General features: G+C 71.5%; 15 protein-coding genes and 1 pseudogene. 2 read left to right on the forward strand and 14 right to left on the reverse strand.

What is annotated here, in order from left to right:
- The first annotated feature begins 91 nt into the window (after nt 1–91).
- Nucleotides 92–1,063 (forward strand): cyclase family protein, encoded by a 972-nt coding sequence (locus Ae505Ps2_RS03180; RefSeq protein ID WP_075310142.1) that lies wholly within the window; start codon nt 92–94, stop codon nt 1,061–1,063.
- On the forward strand, nt 1,063–2,730 hold the full coding sequence (locus Ae505Ps2_RS03185; protein WP_075333893.1) for an AMP-binding protein: 1,668 nt from the start codon (nt 1,063–1,065) through the stop codon (nt 2,728–2,730). The genes Ae505Ps2_RS03180 and Ae505Ps2_RS03185 overlap by 1 nt, the downstream gene beginning before the upstream one ends.
- 66 nt (nt 2,731–2,796) lie before the next feature.
- Here the strand turns inward: Ae505Ps2_RS03185 and rplL are convergent, their stop codons facing one another.
- The 14 genes and pseudogenes from rplL to Ae505Ps2_RS03255 all read right to left on the reverse strand — a co-directional run bounded on the left by rplL (nt 2,797) and on the right by Ae505Ps2_RS03255 (nt 17,127).
- Nucleotides 2,797–3,186, reverse strand: coding sequence for a 50S ribosomal protein L7/L12 (gene rplL / locus Ae505Ps2_RS03190; RefSeq protein WP_020622231.1), 390 nt, complete (start codon nt 3,184–3,186; stop codon nt 2,797–2,799).
- A gap of 40 nt (nt 3,187–3,226) precedes the next feature.
- Entirely contained in the window at nt 3,227–3,793 is a 567-nt protein-coding gene (gene rplJ, locus Ae505Ps2_RS03195; protein WP_020622230.1) for a 50S ribosomal protein L10, read from the reverse strand.
- A gap of 321 nt (nt 3,794–4,114) precedes the next feature.
- A complete protein-coding gene (locus Ae505Ps2_RS03200; protein WP_075333895.1) occupies nt 4,115–4,936 on the reverse strand; it encodes a nuclear transport factor 2 family protein in 822 nt (273 codons plus the stop codon).
- A gap of 79 nt (nt 4,937–5,015) precedes the next feature.
- Nucleotides 5,016–5,663: a hypothetical protein gene (locus tag Ae505Ps2_RS03205; protein WP_083695288.1), complete on the reverse strand. Its 648-nt coding sequence runs from the start codon at nt 5,661–5,663 to the stop codon at nt 5,016–5,018.
- A 190-nt stretch (nt 5,664–5,853) separates the two neighbouring features.
- The gene (locus Ae505Ps2_RS03210) at nt 5,854–7,149 is read right to left on the reverse strand and encodes an MlaD family protein (protein WP_075553399.1); all 1,296 of its coding nucleotides are present in this window, start codon (nt 7,147–7,149) and stop codon (nt 5,854–5,856) included.
- Nucleotides 7,146–8,465, reverse strand: a complete 1,320-nt coding sequence (locus Ae505Ps2_RS03215; protein WP_075333896.1) for an MCE family protein — start codon at nt 8,463–8,465, stop codon at nt 7,146–7,148. The genes Ae505Ps2_RS03210 and Ae505Ps2_RS03215 overlap by 4 nt, the downstream gene beginning before the upstream one ends.
- On the reverse strand, nt 8,462–9,856 hold the full coding sequence (locus Ae505Ps2_RS03220; protein WP_020622225.1) for an MCE family protein: 1,395 nt from the start codon (nt 9,854–9,856) through the stop codon (nt 8,462–8,464). The genes Ae505Ps2_RS03215 and Ae505Ps2_RS03220 overlap by 4 nt, the downstream gene beginning before the upstream one ends.
- Nucleotides 9,856–10,821: an MCE family protein gene (locus Ae505Ps2_RS03225; RefSeq protein ID WP_075310132.1), complete on the reverse strand. Its 966-nt coding sequence runs from the start codon at nt 10,819–10,821 to the stop codon at nt 9,856–9,858. The genes Ae505Ps2_RS03220 and Ae505Ps2_RS03225 overlap by 1 nt, the downstream gene beginning before the upstream one ends.
- Nucleotides 10,822–11,093: 272 nt before the next feature.
- A pseudogene (locus tag Ae505Ps2_RS03230) lies at nt 11,094–12,071 on the reverse strand (MCE family protein); the annotation flags it as partial.
- On the reverse strand, nt 12,068–13,519 hold the full coding sequence (locus Ae505Ps2_RS03235; RefSeq protein WP_075333897.1) for an MCE family protein: 1,452 nt from the start codon (nt 13,517–13,519) through the stop codon (nt 12,068–12,070). The pseudogene Ae505Ps2_RS03230 and the gene Ae505Ps2_RS03235, both read right to left, overlap by 4 nt.
- A complete protein-coding gene (locus Ae505Ps2_RS03240) occupies nt 13,516–14,358 on the reverse strand; it encodes an ABC transporter permease (RefSeq protein WP_075553400.1) in 843 nt (280 codons plus the stop codon). The genes Ae505Ps2_RS03235 and Ae505Ps2_RS03240 overlap by 4 nt, the downstream gene beginning before the upstream one ends.
- Entirely contained in the window at nt 14,358–15,131 is a 774-nt protein-coding gene (locus Ae505Ps2_RS03245; RefSeq protein WP_020622220.1) for an ABC transporter permease, read from the reverse strand. The genes Ae505Ps2_RS03240 and Ae505Ps2_RS03245 overlap by 1 nt, the downstream gene beginning before the upstream one ends.
- Nucleotides 15,128–16,240 carry an ATP-binding cassette domain-containing protein gene (locus Ae505Ps2_RS03250; RefSeq protein WP_075310128.1) on the reverse strand — a complete coding sequence of 371 codons (1,113 nt, stop codon included), beginning with the start codon at nt 16,238–16,240 and terminating at the stop codon, nt 15,128–15,130. The genes Ae505Ps2_RS03245 and Ae505Ps2_RS03250 overlap by 4 nt, the downstream gene beginning before the upstream one ends.
- 308 nt (nt 16,241–16,548) lie before the next feature.
- Nucleotides 16,549–17,127 carry a TetR/AcrR family transcriptional regulator gene (locus Ae505Ps2_RS03255; RefSeq protein WP_020625179.1) on the reverse strand — a complete coding sequence of 193 codons (579 nt, stop codon included), beginning with the start codon at nt 17,125–17,127 and terminating at the stop codon, nt 16,549–16,551.
- Between the last annotated feature and the right edge of the window lie 220 nt (nt 17,128–17,347).

The raw sequence follows: 17,347 nt of genomic DNA on the forward strand, positions 1-17,347 counted from the left end.
GGTCGATCCGCGTGACGGTTGACACGGTGTCGTCGGGACGCCAACGATCGGTCACAGGTCGGTGACGGCCGACGGCGACGAAAGGACGACGATGTCCGACAGCACTCCTCCCATGCGCGAGGTCCTCGGCGACGACGCCCCCAGCAACTGGGGCAAGTGGGGTCCCGACGACGAGCTCGGCTGCCTGAACTACCTGGACGCGGGCGAGGTCCTCCGCGGCGTGCGGCACGTCCGCTCGGGCGAGGTGTTCACCCTGCAGATCCACATGGGACGCACCGAGTCGCCGGGCGACCCGCTGTGGCCGGGCCGCGAGGGCATCAAGCGGCAGAACGTCATGGACGAGGCCACCTGGGACTCGGCCGACGCGCCGCAGTTCCCCGGCGGGCTGCACTACGCCGACGACACCGCGCTCATCTTCCTGCAGGGCTCCACGCAGTACGACGCGCTCGGCCACGTCTGGTACGACGGCAAGCTCTGGAACGGCTACGACGCGCGCTCCACCGTCGAGGCGATGGACCAGGCGTCGGTGCTGCCCATCGCGGAGAAGGGCGTCGTCGGGCGGGGGGTGCTCATCGACATGGCCCGGCACCGCGGCAAGGAGTGGCTGGACAAGGGCGAGACCTTCGACCACACCGACCTCGAGGCCGCGGCACGGGCGCAGGGCGTCACGATCGAGCCGCACGACGTGCTCGTCATCCGCACCGGATGGATGAAGTACTGGTACGAGCTGAACGACCCGGCGACCTTCTACACCGACTTCACCGAGCCGGGGCTCACCTACTCGCGCGAGCTCGTGGAGTGGTTCCAGCGCAAGGAGATCCCGAACCTCGTCACCGACACCATCGCCAACGAGGTGACCAGCGAGCCACACACCGGCGTCGCGCTCCCGCTGCACTGCGCGCTGATGCGCAACCTCGGCGTCGCCCTCACCGAGATCGCCTGGCTCGACGACCTCGCCGACGCCTGCGCCGCCGACGGCCGGTGGAGCTTCCTCTACGCCGCCGCCCCGCTGAAGGTCGTCAACGGCACGGGGGCACCGGTCAACCCGATCGTGATCCGCTGATGTCCTACGCCGACCGCCCCTGGCTGGCCCGCTACGCCGAGGGCATGCCGCACGACATCACCCCGGACCACACCGACGCGCTGTCGATGTTCGGGGCCGCGGTGGCGCGCAACCCCGACGGCGACGCGCTGCGCTACTTCGACGGCGCGCTCACCTACCGCGAGCTCGACGAGCTCAGCGACGCCTTCGCCGCCGGGCTGCTCGCCGGCGGGTTCACCGCGGGCGAGCGGGTGGCGATGTACCTGCAGAACGTGCCGCAGTTCGTCCTGGGCCTGGTCGGCACCTGGAAGGCGGGCGGGATCGCGGTGTCGATCAACCCGATGAACCGCGAGCGCGAGCTGGAGCTGCTGCTGCGCGACTCCGGGTCGTCGGTGCTGGTCTGCCTGGAGTCGCTCCACGACGGCGTCGCGCGGACCGTGCTGGCCGGGCTGTCCGGCGTGCGCACCGTGCTCACCACCTCCGAGCGCGAGTTCCAGACCCGCGACGACCCGCGTGCCCTCCCCGAGACGGCGCGGCCGGACCTGTCCGGCGACGACGTCACCGACCTCGGCACGTTCCTGGACGCGCACCGGGGCACCGCTCCCCCGCCGGTGTCGTTCGGCGCCGGGGACACCGCGTTCCTCACCTACACCTCGGGGACCACCGGGCCTCCCAAGGGCGCGATGAACACCCACGGCAACGTCGTCTTCACCAGCCAGGCCTACGCCACCTGGTGCGGCCTCGGCGACGACGAGGTCGTCCTCGGCATCGCCCCGCTGTTCCACATCACCGGGCTGATCGCGCACGTCACGGTGGCCCAGTACCTCGCGGCACCGCTCGTGCTGTTCCACCGGTTCGAGCCCTCGCTCGGCATCGACGTGATCCGCGAGCAGCGCCCGACCTTCACCGTCGGGGCGATCACGGTGTTCATCGCACTGATGAACGCCCCGAACGCCGACCGGGAGGCGCTCGCGTCGCTGCGCACGATCTGCTCGGGCGGGGCGCCGATCCCGCCGTCGACGGTCACCGCGTTCCACGAGGCGTTCGGGCTGTGGATCCACAACATCTACGGGCTGACCGAGACCACCTCGCCGTCGCACGCCACACCGATCGGCACCCAGGGGCCGGTGGACTCCGCGTCCGGGGCGCTGTCGGTCGGTGTCCCGATCTACGGCACCGTCGTCCGCATCCTCGACGACGACGGCGCGGAGCTCCCGCCCGGCGAGATCGGGGAGATCTGCACGTCCGGGCCGCAGGTCGTCGCGGGCTACTGGAACAAGCCCGAGGAGACGGCGGGGGCGATCCCGGGTGGAGAGCTCCGTACCGGGGACGTCGGCTACATGGACGCCGACGGCTGGTTCTACATCGTCGACCGGAAGAAGGACCAGATCAACGCGGGCGGCTACAAGGTGTGGCCGCGCGAGGTGGAGGACGTCCTCTACGAGCACCCCGCGGTGCGGGAGGCCGCGGTGGTCGGCGTCGCCGACGAGTACCGGGGCGAGACGGTGAAGGCCTTCGTGTCCCTGCGGGCGGGTGCCTCGGTCACCCCGGAGGAGCTGATCTCCTTCACCAGGGAGCGGATGGCGGCCTACAAGTACCCGCGGCAGGTGGAGCTGCTCGACGAGGTGCCCAAGACCGTCACGGGCAAGGTGCTGCGTCGCGAGCTGCGGGCCCGCGAACGGACCTGACCGCCGGAACGACGACGGGGCGCCGACCCGGTGGGTCGGCGCCCCGTCGTGCGAGCGGTGCTCAGGTCACTTGAGCGAGACCTTGGCGCCGGCCTCCTCGAGCTTCGTCTTGGCGGCCTCGGCGGCCTCCTTGGCGACACCCTCGAGCAGCGGCTTCGGCGCGGACTCGACGAGGTCCTTCGCCTCCTTCAGGCCCAGGCCCGAGACGACCTCGCGGACGACCTTGATGACCTGGATCTTCTTGTCACCGGCGGCCTCGAGGACGACGTCGAACTCGTCCTTCTCCTCCTCGGCGGGGGCGGCACCGGCGGCGGGGGCACCCGCGGCGGCGACGGCGACCGGGGCGGCCGCGGTGACCTCGAAGGTGTCCTCGAACTTCTTCACGAAGTCCGAGAGCTCCAGCAGGGTGAGCTCCTTGAAGGCGTCGAGCAGCTCGTCGGTGGACAGCTTCGCCATGGTGGCGGTCCTTTCTACGAAAGACAGATGGGGGTGGTGGTCAGCTCTCGGCGGAGTCGCCGTCGGCCTCGGCCGGAGCGGCGGACTCGCCGGACTCGGCCTTCTTGTCGGCCAGCGCCTGCGCGAGGCGGGCGACCTGCGAGGCCGGGGCGTTGAACAGCCCGGCGGCCTTCGACAGGTTGGCCTTCATCGCGCCGGCCAGCTTGGCCAGCAGGACCTCACGGGTCTCGAGGTCCGCCAGCTGCTCGACCTCGGCGGTGGACAGGGCGCGCCCGTCCATGTACCCGCCCTTGATCGTCAGACCGGGGTTGTCCTTCGCGAACTGCTTGATCGCCTTCGCGGCCTCGACGGGCTCACCCTTGATGAAGGTGATGGCCGTCGGGCCGGCGAGCAGGTCGTCCAGGCCCTGGACCCCGGCCTCCGCCGCCGCGCGCTTGACCAGGGTGTTCTTCGCGACGCGGAAGTTCGCGTCCGAACCCAGGTCCCGGCGCAGCTGGGTCAGCTTGGCGACGCTGAGCCCGCGGTACTCGGTCACGACCGAGGCGTCCGACTCGCGGAAGCGGTTGGTGATCTCCTCGACCGCTGCGACCTTCTCAGGTGCTGCCATCGCTGCCCTCCTCTCGGGGGTCGGTCTCGTGCACGTGGGACGTGCTTGGGGGTGCCACCGACGCAGTTCCCACTCCGACCCCGGAGACGACGAACGCCCCGTGCGCAGCAGCACGGGGCGTCGGAAGTTCGTGGGGCGCTCGCGCGCCCGGTGTCGCCTCGTCCTCCTGCGCGGGCCGTCCGGCTGTTCCCGGAACCTTCGTGCACCCGGAACCCGGGCGCGGACCTGCGGTCTTCGGTGGATCGTGGACCACCATACGCCGGTGCCCCGCACCCCCGTCGACCGGGGGTACGGGGCACCGTCGCGGGCGCGGGGGCCGGGTCAGGCCGGCGTCATCGCGGAGATCTTCCAGCGGCCGTCGACGAACTGGGCGTCGACCCGCAGCCGGGCCGCGGCGGCCCCCTCCTGCGGGGCACCGCCGTCGGCCTGGCGCCGGATGACCTGGTTGACGAAGGCGTAGACGGTCGCGCGGTCCCCGTCGATGCTGGCCACGGCGAGCTTCGGGATCGTCGCGGTGACCACGGCCTTCTGCTGCGGGGCGAGGTCCTTCACGCTGCCGAAGATCTTGTCGAACTCCGGCTGGAAGCCCGGGGTGATGACGGCGCGGGCATCGTCCTCGGCCTGCTGGAGGCGGGCGTAGTCGAACGAGTAGACCTTCGTGATCGCCTCGCCGACCTGCTCGCTGACCTGCGTGGTGGTGCCGACGTCGCTCAGCGCGGTGTTGGCCGCCGAGCCGGTGAAGGTCGTGCGGTACCACTCGGCGCCGAAGAACGCGGCGGCCGCGACGAGCAGCACCGTGACGGCGAGCAACAGCCCGGTCGCGCGCCGGGTCGTCGGGGCGGACAGCAACGACCGGCGGCGCGGGGCGCCGTCGGCGTCGGCCGCACCGGCATCGTCCGCGTCGCCGGCGTCGGCCGGGTCGGAGGCGTCGGTCGTGCCGGGGGTGTCGGATGCGTCGGTGCGCCCGGCGTCGCCGGAGCGGACCGGTGCGGCGGACGGGACCGCGGCACCGGAGCGCTCGTCGAGGGCGACACCGCCGGTGCCGGTCTCCTCCTCGTCGGGCTCGTCGGTGCGGGTGCGCGGGCGGCCCGCGACCTGGGGCCTGCGGATGCCGCCCGCGGGGCGGCGGCGGGGGGTGGACATGCGGTGACCTCCTGGGGTGGTCGACCTGGGTGCGGGGCGGCGCGGGGCACCGCCGGGGGCCGGGGGTCGGGCCGGAGGGTCAGCCCGTGCCCGGGGTGACAAGCGGCTCCAGGGCGTCGACCTTCCAGCCGTCGTCGGTACGGACCATGCCGAGCTCGATGCGCTGGCGGGTCACGGTGGGCTGACCGCCCTCGGGCGTGACGTTCACGTCGACGCCGGCGAGCACCCGGGCGGTCCCGGCGCGCGGGTCGACCTCGGTCACCGCGGCGTCGGTGACGGTCGCGGTGGTGGTGCGCTTCTGGTCGGTGACCAGCTTGGCGTAGGCGTCGCGGTTGGACACGAACTCGTCGCGGACCGACCCGGCCGAGGACTGGATCCACAGGTCCAGTCCCTTCTGGGCGTCCTTGTGGTCCAGGGTGTTCAGGTTGATCACCGCCTGGCGGGCGTCACGGAGTGCAGCGTCGCGGGCCTGCGCGACCTGGGTGGCGTCGCTGTTCAGCGCGAACAGCCACAGGCAGCCCAGCACGACCGCGAGCACCGCCGCGACGACGGCGGCCACGGGCAGCGCCCTGGCGAGCGGCCCAGGCGGGGTCTGGCCGCCGTCCCGGCCGGTGGCAGGCTCCACGGGCGCGGCACCGTCGGGGGTGTCCGCCGTCGTGTCGGCCTTCGGGTCGGCCTTCGTGTCGGCCTTCGTGTCGGCGTCGGAGCCGGCAACGTCGGTGTTCATCGGGGAGCGTTCCTCCTCCCGGCTGCGGGGGCACAGCCGCTCGGCGACCGCACCGGGCGGCCGTGGGCCGGCCGTGGGGGTCCGCGTCGTCCGGCGGACGGCGGTCCCCCGCGGTCGTCGTGCCGGCCGGGCCCGGGTGTGGCCCGGCCGTCGTGCCGGTCGCGCCCCGGACGGGGCACGACCGTCGTGCTCAACCGCCCAGGATCTGGGCGAAGCTCGTCACCAGGCCCGGCGTCGCGACCCGCTCGGCACGGTCGTCGCCGAGCGACCCGGCATTCGGCCGCGGGGCCAGCCCGTCGGCGGGGTCGCCGCCGCCGTGCTGACCGTCACCGTGGCCGCCGAACCCCGAGTTGCCGGAGTAGTCCGGCACCTCGAGCGGCTGGGGCCTGGGCACATTCTGCATTCCGCGCACGTTGGTGGGGCTGCCGGGGGGCTCGGCGCAGCGGGCGTCCTCGTTCACCGGTCGCTCGGAGACGTCGAGGCCACCGCGGTTGGGCGTGCCCTCGTAGCCCCGGGTGCAGACCGGCGGGTCGGCGATGTTGACGACCAGGCCGAGGTGCGCGGTCCCGTCGCCGGGCACGACCTTCGGCGCGACCGACACCAGGCCGGGGTAGGTGACGAGCAGCTGACGCAGGCCCGCCTGACGCGGGGCCAGCAGCTCGGTCACCGTCCGCAGGTTCGCGATCGACTCGCCGAGCCCGGGGCCGCTCTCCCGGAGGAGGCCGCTGACCTGGTCGCCGAGGCGCGGGCCGTCGTCGATGATCCGACGCAGGTCCGGGTCGGACTGCTTGAGCTGCTCGGTGACCTCGCGCAGGCCCCGGCTGAACTCCTGGAACTGCGGCGCCACCTCGTTCTGCGTGGTGAGCACCGGGCGGGAGTCGCGGATCAGCGCGGTCGTCTGCGGCAGCGCGTCCGTGGCGGCCCTGCTGAACTCCCCGGTGGTGTCGAGCAGCTGCTGCAGCGGCTGCGCGGTGCCCTCGAAGCCCTGGCCGAGCTCGCGGACGACGGTCTGCAACGAGTCCTTCGGCACCGTCGAGACGAGCTGGTCCAGCTCGGTCAGGAAGGTGTTGATCTGGATCGGGGTCCGGGTGCGGTCCTGCGGGATCACCGAGCCGGCGGCGAGCGCCTCACCGCCGTCGGCGACCGGCTGGAGGTCGACGTACTGCTCACCGATCGGCGAGAGGTTCCCGACGACGGCCCGGGCGTCGGCCGGGATGGACGGCGCGGAGTTGTCGATGTCCAGCTGGACGTCGACGCCGCGGGCGGTCAGCGACAGCTGACCGACCCGGCCGACGCTCACGCCGCGGTAGGTGACGTCGGCACCGGTGAAGATCCCGCCGGAGTCGGCGAGCTGCACCGTCACCGGGTAGGTCGTCGCACCGAAGATGCGGTCGAGACCCGCGTAGCGGAAGCCCGCGTAGCCGACCGCCACGACGGTGACGAGCACCAGCGCGATCAGCTGCCAGCGGACGGTCTTGGTGATCACGATCCGCCTCCGAAGAGTCCGCCGAGCAGGCCGCCGCCGCCGGAGCCCCGCTCCGGCGTCGGGCTCGGTGTCGGGGTCGGGGTCGCCGAGGGCGCCGGGGTGGCCGGCGCGGAACCCGATGCGGGCGGCGCCGGCTCGGTGGTGGGCTGCTCGGGCCCCAGCAGCGGCAGCGCGGGCGCACCCGGGACCGCCGGGTCCGGCTGCCGCGGCGTCGCCCCGAGCAGCGGTGTCAGCAGCTGCGCGGTGGGCGGCAGCTGGGCCAGCTGCGTCGGGTCGAGTGGGAGCCCGAGCTGGTTGGAGTTGAGGATGTTGCGCAGGATCGACCCGAGGTCCAGGTCGAGCTTGGCGTACAGGTTGGCGTAGTCGCCGGCGACGGCGTCGGTGGCCGCGTCGGTGAACGGGATCGACAGCAGCAGCTGCAGCGAGTCCGGCAGGTTCTGGCCGGAGTCGGCCAGGTTGCGCAGCACCGGGCGCAGCGCCTCCAGGTCGGCGAGCAGGTCGTCGCGGGACCGGTTGACCACGTTCGTCGCGACGCCGGACAGCCGGTCGAGCGCCTGCAGCATGCCGACCAGCTGGGTGCGCTGGGCCTCGAGCTCGCGCAGGCCGGGGCTGATGTTCTGCAGGGCGTTCTCGATCTGCGGGCGACGCTCGGCGAGCGTGGCGGACAGGCGGTTGAGCCCGTCGAGCGCCCGGTTGATGTCGTCCTTGGAGCTGTCGAGCGAGCCGACGAGCCGGTTCAGGTTGTCCAGCAGACCGCGGATCTGCGGCTCGCGCCCGGACAGCGCGTTGTTGAGCTCGGTGGAGATGGTCCGGATCTGGGCCACGCCGCCGCCGTTGAGCAGCAGCGACAGCGCCCCGAGGACCTCCTCGACCTCGGCCGCGCGCCCGCTGGCCTGCAGCCCGATCTTCCCGCTCTGGGCGAGGTCGCCCTCGGCGGGGACGGTCGGCGGGGAGAGCTCGACGAACTTCTCGCCGAGCAGCGAGGTCGTGCGGACCCGCGCGGTCGCGTTGGCCGGGAGCTTGACGTCGCGGTTCACCGACACGGTGACCAGCGCGTTCCACGACCCCGGCTCGACGGCGACCTTCTCGACCGCCCCGACCGGCACGTCACCGACGCGCACGATCGACTGCGGGACGAGGTCGACGACGTCGGCGAACTCGATCTGCACCGAGTACGGGTCGTCGCCCAGGTTCGCGCCACCGGGCAGCGGGATGCCCCGGAGGCCGCCGTCCACCGCGCCGCAGCCGCCCGCGAACAGCGCCACGGCCGTCAGCAGCGCCGACACCCGGCCGACGCGGCCGCTGGAGCCGATCACGATCCACCTCCGAACAGGCCGAACAGTCCGCCGCCCCCGCGCTCCTCGGTCTCGGGGACCGGGGTGGGAGTGGCCTGCGGGGCCGTCGTGGTCGACGGCGCCGGGGTGGCCGGGGTGCTGGTGGCACCCGGTGCGGGCTGCCCGGCGGGGGCGGGAGCCTGCGGGTCGGCCGGGGCGCGCAGCTGGGAGCCCGGGTCGGTCAACGACAGCGGCGAGCCCCGCATCAGCTGCGGCACGGCCGGGTTGACCCCGGAGCCGCCGGCCTGCAGCTGCTCGAGCACCTGCTGCGGGGTCGGCAGCGGCACGGCGCCGTCGAGGATCGGCGCGAGGCCGTCGCACAGGGCGGCCGTGGGCTGGTCGAGGCCACCCGGGAGCTGGCCAGCGCCGCGGCGGAGGATCTCGCAGATCGCGACCGGCAGCGGGTAGGCCAGCTCGTTGATGTTGGCCCGGGTGTCCAGGGTCTCCGAGGCACCGTTGTAGATGTTGGTGAGGTTGCTCAGTGCCGCCGGGGCGACGTCGGCGATCTCGGACAGCGCCCGCTGGTGGTCGACGACCTCCTGCGACACGCTCGCGAGCTTGTCGACGTTCGACCGCAGGGTCGCCCGGTTGTCCTGCACGAAGTGCGCGACCTCGCCGAGCGCGTAGGACAGCTGGTTCAGCGCGCCGCCGAGCTCGCCGCGCTGGCTCGCGAGGAAGCCGGTCACGTCGGCCAGCTTCCCGTTGAGCTCGCGGATGCCGGGGTCGTTCTCTCGCAGCGTCCCGACGAACTTCTGCAGCTCGGTGACGGTGCCGAACAGGTCACCGCTGGAGCCGTTCAGGGTCGCCGAGAGTCCGCCGAGGTTGCGGATGGTGTCGTTGAGCGCCCGGCCGTTGCCGTCGAGGTTCTTCGCGGTGACGTCCAGGACGTCGTTGAGCGCACCGGTCTTGTTCGCCCCCTGCGGGCCGAGGGCCCGGGAGAGCTCGGTGGCGGTCCGGGTGAGGTCGTCGACGCCGAGCGGGAACGCGGTGCGCTCCAGCGGGATCGGCTCGCCGTTCCACTCGGGGCCGCCGGTCCACACCGGGGTCAGCTGCACGTAGCGGCCGGTGACCAGGCTCGGCGAGACGACGGCGGCCTTGACGTCGGCGGGCAGGCGCACCTCGTCGTCGGTGATGGTCATGTCGACCCGCACCCGGTCGCCCTCGGGCGTGATCCGGTCGACCTTGCCGACCGGGACGCCGAGCACGCGCACGTCGTTGTCCTCGAACAGTGCGGCGGAACTGGTGAAGTAGGCGGTGATCTGGCGGCCCCCGCCGGAGGTGATCAGCCAGATCGCGCTCGCCACCAGGACGGCGACGACGGCGATCAGGGCACCGAGCTGGATCTGGCGCCGGTCGTTGGCCCAGGACCCCATCAGCAGTCACCCCCGAGCGGCACGACCGGCGGCAGCAGGCCGCACAGGTAGTTGTCGAACCAACGGCCGTTGCCGAGGGCGTTGCCGAACACGCGGATGAACACCGCTTCCTTGTCGAGGATCTCGCCGAGGTTGTCGCGGTTCTCCTCGAGCACCGCCTGCACGCGGTCGAGGGTCTCCAGCGCCGGACGCAGCTGCGCCTGGTTGTCGGCGACGAGACCGCGCAGCTGGATCGACAGGCGCTGCACGCCGTCGAGCAGGTTCGCGATCGCGTCCTTGCGGCGCTGCAGCTCACCGAGCAGCAGGTTGCCGTCGTTGACCAGCTTCACGACGTCGCCGCGGCGGTCGGCCAGCGTGGTCGACAGCTGCCGGGTGTTGGCGAGCAGCTTCTTCAGCTCGCCGTCGCGGCTGGAGATGGTGTTCGACAGCCGGGACAGTCCGTCCAGGGCCCCACGGATCTCCGGCGGGGTGTCGCGGAAGGTGTCCGAGAGCGTGGTCAGGCTCGACGCGAGCTGCGTGGTGTCGAGCTGGTCGATCGTGCCGGAGAGGCCGTTGAAGGCGTCCACGACGTCGAACGGGGACTTCGTCCGGTCCCGGCCGATCGGCTCGTCGGGGTTCTGCTCGCCGTCGCCGCGCGGGTCGAGGGCGAGGAACTTGGAGCCGAGCAGCGTCGCGATCTCGATCGACGCCGTGGTCCGGTTGCCGACCCAGGCGTCGTCGACGGTGAACTCGACGTTCACGTGGTCGCCGTCGAGGGAGACCTTCTGCACCCGGCCCGCCTCGACGCCGGCCACGGTGACACGGTCGTTGGCCTGCAGGCCCGCCGCCTCGGGGAACTCCGCGGTGTAGCGGGTGGCCCCGGAGAAGATCGCCTCGTAGTTGAACGCAGCCAGTGTCAGCGCCGCGATCAGCACGATTCCGATCACCGCCGTCAGGACGGGGCGCTTCTGCCCTGCCTGTGCCATCAGTTGCCTCCCGGCTGCAGCGCTGCTGTCGGGTCGCTGCTGGAGTCGACCGGGCCGCGGCCTGCCGCCTGGCCCAGCAGGCCGCCGACCGACTCGGTGGTCGGCTCACGCATCAACGGGTTGTTCTGGGCCCGGTTGTCCGGCTGGTCGCCGGGCTGCGAGCCGTCGGTCGGGGCGGTGTTGCCCGCCCCGATCCCGGACGGGTCCGGGCCACAGCGCCGCTCGGGGTTGCGGATCGGGCCGATGCCCAGGTCCTCCAGTGAGGTCGGCGGCAGGATCGGCGAGATGCCGATCTGGCCGTCGAGGCCGCAGAGGTAGAAGTTGAACCAGCTGCCGTAGGAGCCGACGCGGGCGATCCGGTTCAGCTTGAACGGCGTGTACTGCAGGAACCGCTCGATCGTGGGGCGTCCCTGGTCGAGCTGGGTCGCCAGATCGCCGAGGTTGCGGATGTCGTCGCGCAGCGGCGGGCGGGCGTCCTCCAGGAACGACCCGGTGACCTGGGTCAGCTCGCCGATGGACTGGATCGCGTTGCCGATGGGCTCGCGGTCCTGGGCGAGTCCGGACACCAGCGCCTGCAGCGAGCTGATCAGCTCGTTGAGGCCCTCGTCGTTGCGGTTGACGGTGTCGAGGGTCAGGTTCAGGTTGTCGATGACCTGACCGATGACCTGGTCGCGGTCGGCGATCGAGTTGGTCAGCGACGACGTCGAGGCGAGCAGGCTCTGCACCGTGCCGCCCTCGCCCTGCAGGACCTGGACGATCTCCATCGACAGCTTGTTGATCTGATCCGGGTCGAGGCCCTGGAACAGCGGCTGGAAGCCGTTGAACAGCACGGTCAGGTTGACCGCGGGCCGGGTCCGCTCGATCGGGATCTGGCCGCCCGGGGGGAGGTCCTCCCCGGTCGGGCCCGCGCCCTGGTCCAGCGCCATGTACCGCTGGCCGATGAGGTTCTTGTACTTCAGGGTCGCGCTGACCGTCGCCGGCAGCGGGGTGGACGAGTCGACGTCGAACGCCACCTCGGCGACCCGCTGGTCGACGATGCGGACGTCCTTGATCGACCCGACGACGACGCCGGCGATGCGGACGTCGTCGCCGGCCAGCAGGCCGGTCGCGTCGGTGAACCGGGCGGTGTACTCGGTGACCTGGCCACCGCGGGCGTTCGCGATGGTCAGGCCGAGCATCGTGGTGCCCAGTGCCGTGATCAGCGCGAAGACCAGGAACTTGACCAGCGCCGAGATCGGGAGCCTGCTCACGTCAGCGTCACCTCCGTGCCGCGCAGGAGCGGGCCGACCAAGGTCGCGCTCCAGGCCGGGACGGCCTGCGGGGAACCGCCCTGGTGGGCGGCCAGCAGCTGGGCGACGACCTGCTGCTCACCGGTGGAGTTCGCGACGCCCATGTCGACCGAGCCGCTCTGGTGCGCCCCGTCGTAGGACGACGGCTGGATGCCGGCCTGGCCGAGCGCGCTGGTCAGCGGGGGCAGCACGCCCGCACCGTTCTGCGCGCTCTGGTCCTGGATCAGGCCGAAGCTGTTCGTGCCGTCGTAGGTGCCGAAGGTGTCGGTCCCGAAGTCCTCGGGGTTGCCCATCGGCTGCCCGGCCGGGGCCGGGCCGGGGACGGAGCCGTCGCGGAACGGGCCGTCCGGCGGGTACTGGGTGCCGGCCGGCGACGGGATCGGGTAGCAGCGCGGCCCGCGGTCGTCGCCGTAGCGGGGCTCGTCCTGGTTGGGCAGGTACTTGCCCTTGCTCGAGACGATCTCGAGGGTGATGTTGATGCCCACCCGGTCGGTGCCCGGCCGGATCGCGTTGTTGATCTTCGGGATCAGCTCGACGAGCTGGCGGGTCAGGCAGGGGAACTCGGGCGAGTAGCGCTCGAGCGTCTCCAGCGTCGGCCGGCTGGCCGCCGACAGCCCGATGATGTTCTCGCCGTTGGCGTCGAGGAAGGCCCGCAGGTCGTCCGACGCGCCGGTGATGGAGCGGTAGAGGTTCCGCAGCCCCTCGCGCTTCTCGACGATCGTGCGGCTGGTGACCGTCAGGTTGTCGAGCGCGTCGAGCAGGTCCGGCGCCGCCTGGTTCAGGTTGTCGGAGAACGTCGCCAGCTGGCGGATGTCCTCCTGCAGGTCGGGCACGGCCGGGTTGAGGCCCTCGACCAGCGTGTTGAGCTGGGTGAGGGTCTCGCCGAGCTGGTTGCCGCGGCCCTGCAGCGCCTGGGACAGCGCGCCGAGGGTGGTCGCGAGGTCCTGCGGGCGGACGGTCTGGAGCAGCGGCAGGAGATCGTCGAGCACCCGCTCGACCTCCAGAGCGGCCTGGCTGCGGTCCTCGGGGATGACGTCACCCGCGGCGAGGCGGGTGGTCGAGGGCGCGGCCGGCGGGACGAGCGAGACGAACTTCTCGCCGAACAGCGTCTTCGGCAGCAGCTGCGCGGTGACGTTCTCCGGGATCTCGTCGAGGTACTGCGGGTCCATCGACATGTCGATGCTGGTGGTCGTGCCGTCCGAGACGACCTTGTCGACCTGCCCCACGATCAGACCGTTGATCTTGACGTCGGAGCGCTCCTGCATCTGGGTGCCGACCCGCGCGACGTTGAGCGTGACCGGGACGCCGGAGGAGAACACCCCGGCGTACTGGGCGACGGCGAGGCCGAGCAGGACGACGATGACCGTGACGAAGGCCAGGCCCTGCAGCACGCGCTTGGTGGACCTCATCCGGCCACCCGCACCGAGGTGGAGGTGCCGAACATGACCAGGGTGAGGAAGAAGTCGAGCACCGCGGTGCTGACGATCGACAGCCGCACCGCCCGGCCCACCGCGACGCCGACGCCGGCCGGGCCGCCCTTGGCGGAGTAGCCGTAGTGGCAGTGGATCAGGATGATCACCGTCGCGAACACGATCACTTTGAGATACGACAGCAGTACGTCACTGACCGGCAGGAACAGGTCGAAGTAGTGGTCGTACGTGCCACCCGGCAGACCGTTGAGCAGCGTCACGTTGATCCGCGACGCGGCGTAGCTGGCGAGCAGGCCGAGCGTGTAGATCGGGATGATCGCGACGATGCCGGCGACCACCCGGGTGGTGACCAGGTAGGGCACCGAGGGCACGGCCATGACCTCGAGGGCGCCGATCTCCTCGGAGATCCGCATCGCACCGAGCTGGGCGGTGAACCCCGCGCCGAGGGTCGCGGTCAGTGCCGAGGCGGCGACCAGCGGGGCGATCGAGCGGGTGTTGAAGTAGGCGGTGATGAAGCCGGTCAGCGCCTCGACGCCGAGGGCGTCCAGGGCCCGGAAGCCCTGCAGGCCGACCAGCGAGCCGACGAACAGCGACAGCGACGCCATCACACCGACGGTGCCGAGGATGACGATCAGCGCGCCGGACCCGAAGGAGACCTCGGCGAGCAGCCGGGCGACCTCCTTCTTGTAGCGGGTCAGCGTCTTCGGGATCCAGAGGATGGACCGGATGTAGAGCGAGAGCTGGTCGCCCAGCTCCTCCAGCTGGTTGAGCGGCGCCTGGGCGGCCCGGCGGGTCCGCGCTCCGAGTCGGGTAACCATCAGAAGCCCTTCGGCGGGACGAGCTCGAGGTACAGGGCGGTGAGCACGAGGTTGATGAGGAAGACGAGGACGAAGGAGATGACGACGGCCTGGTTCACCGCGTCACCGACCCCCTTCGCACCGGGCGGCGGGTTCAGCCCGCGGAACGCGGCGACGACGCCGGCGACGATGCCGAACAGGAACGCCTTCAGCTCGGACACGACGATGTCGCTGACCTGCGCGATCGCCGAGAAGCTGGAGATGTAGGCGCCGGGCGAGCCGCCCTGGATGATGACGTTGAAGAAGTACCCGCCCGCGACGCCGACGCAGGTCGCGAGGCCGTTCAGGACGACCGCGGTGATGCCCATGGCGAGCACCCGCGGGACGACGAGGCGCTGGATCGGCGAGATGCCGAGCACCTCCATCGCCGCGATCTCCTCGCGGATGGTCCGCGCACCGAGGTCGGCGCACACGGCGGAGCCGCCGGCACCGGAGATCAGCAGTGCGGTGACGATCGGTGCGGCCTGCTGGACGATCGCGAGGACCGCGCCGGCGCCGGTCTGGGACTGGGCGCCGAACTGGCGGGTCAGCTCACCGAGCAGCAGCGCGATCGTCGCACCGAAGGGGATGGTGAACAGCGCGGTCGGCAGCGCGGAGACCTTGGTGACGAACCAGGTCTGCTCGACGAGCTCACGCCACTGGAACGGCCGGCGCAGTCCCTGGCGGCCGATCTCGGCGAACAGGCCGAAGAACTTGCCGACCGGGGTGAGCGCCCGGGTGACGGGACTGGTCATCGGTCACCGCCGGAGAGCTGGTGCCGGCCACGGGGGTCGGGGGTGTCGTCGGTGATCCGCGGGTGGATGTCGGTCGGGTGCTCGTCGCGGGCCTCGGAGATCGTGCTCCCGTCCTGCGCGGGGCGGGCGAACCGGGAGGTCGCGTCGGTCTCGGCGTGCTGCTCGCGGATCGCCTCCTGCGCCGACTGCGGCAGCTCGTGCAGCATCGCCTCGACCCGCTCCCGGCGACGGTGCACCGCCTTCCGGTCCGGCATCCCCGTCGAAGCCACCAACTGCGGCTTCATCGGCGGACGACCCTCCAGCTCACCCGCCTCCTCCATCTCCCGGGCAGCCTGCGCAGCGTCCTTCTCCTCCGACATCCCGATCGGACCCTCACGACGCCCGTTCAGGAACTGCGCCACCACCGGCTCGTCCGAGGTCAACAACACCTCCCGCGGACCGAACATCGCCAGATGCTTGCGATACAGCAGACCGATGTTGTCCGGCACCGTCTGCGCCGAGTTGATGTCATGGGTCACGATCAGGAACGTCGAATCCGTCATCGCGTTCAAATCGATGATCAACTGGTTCAGATACGCCGTACGCACCGGATCCAGACCCGAGTCCGGCTCATCGAACAAAATGATCTTCGGATCCAACACCAACGCCCGCGCCAACCCCGCACGCTTGCGCATACCACCCGAGATCTCCCCCGGCAGCTTCCCCTCCGCACCCACCAGACCGACCATGTCGATCTTCTCCATGACGATGTCCCGGATCGCCGACTCCGACTTGCGCGTGTGCTCCCGCAACGGGAACGCGATGTTGTCGAACAAGTTCATCGACCCGAACAACGCACCGTCCTGGAACAACACCCCGAACAGCTTCCGGATCTCGTACAGCTCCGACTCCGAGCACTTGCACAGATCCACACCCTCGATGACGATCGATCCCCGCTCGGGCTTCAGCAGCCCGATCAGCGACTTCAGGAACACCGACTTGCCGGTACCCGACGGCCCGAGCAACACCGACACCTCGCCCGCGGGCAGGGTCAGGCTCACGTCCGACCAGATGTTGGCCCGACCGAAGGACTTCGTCAGTCCCTCGACCTTCACCTCGACACCGGTCACGTGTCGCCTCCTCGCGCAATAGACCGACGAACCGCACCGGGGCCCGGGAACGCTGGGGAGCGGGGGCCAGTCGTCGGTGCTGAACGGCACAACGAGTCTGCGCGTCAGGGGTTACTTGCGGGTCGGCGGGGTCGCCGATCAGTCACCGTACCGTAGTCTACGTTACGGTTACCGAGGGTTACAGATCACCGCAGATTGTTGCGGACCGTGGGTAACAGTGCTCCCGGTCGGGTAGCAGGGCTGGTCCGAACGGCCTGAATGGGCGCGGTCGGCCGGTTCGGCCACCACCGCCCCACCCGCACAGAGGATCACCCGATCGGCGGCGTCACGTGCGGGGCGTACGACAGGATGAGGCGCTGGTAGTCGTCGAACAGGGCACGCAGGAGATCGCGGTCGCGGGGGTCGCAGGTCTGCTGGTACCCGGCCATCAGCGAGATGCCGAAGACGGCGAGCCTGCGGGCGTCGTCCGGGTCGGGCACCACCTCGGCCACCACCTGTTCCAGCGCGATCCTGCGCTGCACGTCCACGCGCGCCTGGGCACGACCGACCTCCGGGTCGATCTGGGCCCACGCCCGGATCGCGGCCTCGGCGTCGTGTCGCAGGGCCACCGTGAGCTGCTTGACCACGTCGATCCGCTCGACCGGGTCCGCGGTCGCCCGGGCCAGCTCGACGATCCGGTCGGTCTGCTCGGCCTCCCAGTAGCGCAGCAGCCCGCGAACGAAGCCCGCCCAGCCGCCGAAGTGGTGGTAGAACGATCCGCTGGTCACGCCGAGGGACCGGCACAGCGGGCCGATCTTCAGCCCGGCCGCGCCCTCGCGCGCGAGGATCGACATCGCGGCGTCGTAGTACTGCTCGGCAGCGATCTGCCGACCCGTCCTCCTGGCCACCCCGCCCCCTCTCCACCACCCGTGCCGGCCCACCAGGGTGCCACGCCGGACGCGCGTCCGATCAGGAGATCCTGCGCGGCGGGCGTCCGGTCCGCGCGTCACGCGTCGGGCGGACGGAACCCGGAGCAGAGCCGGACCGGCCGACCCGGCGCTGCCCGCCGGGGCGGGACGGCATCGGTCCCGAACGACCGTGGCGGGCGGCGGAGCGGCTGCGCCCCAC

It is taken from the genome of Pseudonocardia sp. Ae505_Ps2 (assembly GCF_001932425.1).
Lineage (GTDB): Bacteria > Actinomycetota > Actinomycetes > Mycobacteriales > Pseudonocardiaceae > Pseudonocardia.